General features: G+C 61.0%; 2 protein-coding genes. One reads left to right on the top strand and one right to left on the bottom strand.

Features of this window, described 5'->3' with window-relative positions; all coding sequences use genetic code 11:
• Positions 1 to 1,089: pentapeptide repeat-containing protein (locus ELR45_RS34090; RefSeq protein ID WP_165368355.1), on the bottom strand; the 1,089-nt coding region annotated here is incomplete at its 3' end.
• Positions 1,090 to 1,573: 484 nt separating this feature from the next.
• Between ELR45_RS34090 and ELR45_RS34095 the strand changes: the two genes are divergently transcribed.
• Entirely contained in the window at positions 1,574 to 2,251 is a 678-nt protein-coding gene (locus ELR45_RS34095) for an HhH-GDP family DNA glycosylase (RefSeq protein ID WP_129670249.1), read from the top strand.
• Positions 2,252 to 2,576 lie beyond the last annotated feature (325 nt).

The following is a 2,576-nucleotide window of genomic DNA, read 5'->3' on the forward strand; positions in this document are numbered from 1 at the left end:
GTCATCGAATCTGGCGCCAAAGAAGTACAGCTCGCAGCCGCCAAACTGTGCGCCCACGAAAGATACTGTACATCTTCCGCTGGATTCTGCATTAAAGAACGAGACACGGCCGTCGTCGAATCTTGCGTCGGTGAAGGAGACGGAACCGCCGTCGAAATTAGCACCGGAGAAGGAGACGACAGTCCCACTGAATTTGGCATTGGCAAAGGACACCTCACTGCCATTGAACATGGCACCAGCGAACGACACCTCACCGCCACCGAAATCCGCAGCGGCGAACGACACCTCACCGCCACCGAAATCCGCAGCGGCGAACGACACCTCACCACCACCGAAATCCGCATTGCGGAGGAGCAACGGAGCTCTGAACAACACATCCCTTGCAACGAAGTTGCTGCCAGCAGGAAAGGACACTCCGTCAAGGCTGAGTTTCGTGTCCATTGCGATCCCCGTAAGGTCGAAGTCACACCCAGTCCATAGGCCGCGATTTCTTAAATGGTCAGCAATAATCCGCAGGATCGTATGCCTCACCTCACGGTCCGAATCCCATGCCTGAAGCGCTGCCAAACTCGGCCTCTCGTCGGGTTCCTTGCCCGCATCTCGCAAGTATGCGCAGAGCACATCGACGCACATTTGCCGCTGTTCTTCCCAATCGTCCGCTAGATGTGCCATGGCATACGTTCCGGCAAGGCGCACCGCAGAGCGTTCGTGTCCGAGCTGCTCAGATGCGGCCTGAAAGCGCTCGCTGAGAAGACGGGCAGTTTCTCTCAGCTCGCCGCGCTCATTCACCTTCTGCCGCCGATAGGCAACGACAAGTGCAACGCTGCCCCCGCCACCAGCGATTACGCCGAAAATGACGACAACTATGTCAATGAAGTCGCCGATCGTAGCCTCGCCAGTCGGCTCAAGCAGCTGCCACGCAACAGTGACCAACGCAGCAGCAACCACCACAGCGACGCAGAGCGTGACGGTGATCGCAAGGCTGAGCCGCCACATGCCGCCATCGTCGTTCGGATCACGGAGCCACCGCCTGATGCGCCTGCTACGCAGCCGGAAACGACCGCTTGCTACCTTCAACCAGGCGCGCATCCCTGGCATACTGCCGCATTGTCGATGTTGGCGCCAGTACATCAATTACCTGTCGCGGCCCAGCAACTTCATGAACGAGGACCAACCAGGGTGGCGTCTCAGGATTTCGGCGTGCTCCGATGCTCTTGGCTTTACGGACGCGAAGAGCTGGAACGCCCGGGGCCAGGTCCGCGAGCACGGTTCGGCACGGATCAGGGTGCCTTCGATGATCGGGAGCTTGCCGTGGTGGCCGAGGTCGGCCAGGCGGACTTCGGGCGCGTGCTTGGGTGGGCTTTCGGCACGAATACTCGACGCCAACCGGCGCACACCGCACATGGCCGGAAAGCAACGTCACATGTCACGATCCGTTACGCAGCTGACCGCGAGCCCGCGCCGCGGCGCACCGATCGACACAGGGCTCGTCCATGACGGGTGGCCGTCTGGACGGCTTGTCGACGGTTGCCGGTATGCTCCATCCACTCAGCTGACGCGTTTAGGGGCGGCAATGAATACTGACCAGCAGGACGTGGACCTAATCCTTGCCGCTGTCAGGACGTCACTTCCGGGCGAGCTGATCGAATGGCCGGGCGGTTGGCCGGATCAGATCGAGGCCGCATTGATCGACGCTGTTCTATCAATCCGTGCGAAGTACGGGCAGCCACATAACGGTGTGCGCGGAGCTGTCGGCCGCTACCGCGAGGTGCGGCAGACGAGCACGCTCGATGACCTCGACGGTCTCGCCTCGTTCACGCCGGTACAACTGTCTGAAACACTGGGCAACAGCCAGGGACTCTCCGGGGGCTCTACCAAGGCCGAAGGCATCATCAACGCGGCACGCAACCTCGTCGACGCCGGTGTTCACCGCGCCGCTGAGATCAGTGATCCGACCTTGGCGCGCAAACGTGCCTACACCCAGGTTCGTGGGCTCGGTGTCGTCACCTGGGAGTACTTCCTGATGCTCCTCGGAATCCCCGGTGTGAAGGCCGATACCTGGGTCCTTCGTTTCGCTGAGCAGACGCTCGGCAGAAAGACTTCACCGGCCGAAGCACGCGGACTGATCCTCGCCGCAGCCACCAAGCTGCACGTTGACCCATCCCGACTCGACCATGCCATTTGGGCCCACATGAGAAAGCGCGATCAGGTCAGGCCCAAGCAGCTGCAAGACCTACGAGGCAAGCAGTGATCAGATGCGAGATGTTGTGCGAGTAGACATCTTTATCGGACGGATCAGAGGGTGCCTACACGACTGCGCTTTGGATCGACCGGACAGCGGACAACACTGCGCAATCTTCGTCCTGCCCGAAACCGCAGCCGTGCGACAAGCGGCTCGATGCGCTGCTGAACGCCGTCAATCGCGGACATGTCTCGGGCTTGAACACGACAAGACGCCGCCCACACTGCCTGACCGCCGACCGGACCTTAGTTGGGTCAATCGGCTTAGTGCCTCAAGCGAGGGTCGGAGCCGGGGTGCGATCGCCGCGTTGTTGCAGGTCACCACACTGTTGGCG

Origin of the sequence: Phytoactinopolyspora endophytica (assembly GCF_004138495.1) — a bacterium.
GTDB lineage: Bacteria > Actinomycetota > Actinomycetes > Jiangellales > Jiangellaceae > Phytoactinopolyspora > Phytoactinopolyspora endophytica.

What these genes read in the sequence shown, in the direction of transcription:
- ELR45_RS34095 (WP_129670249.1), top strand. Translation starts at nt 1,574, where the DNA reads ATGAATACTGACCAGCAGGACGTGGACCTAATCCTTGCCGCTGTCAGG.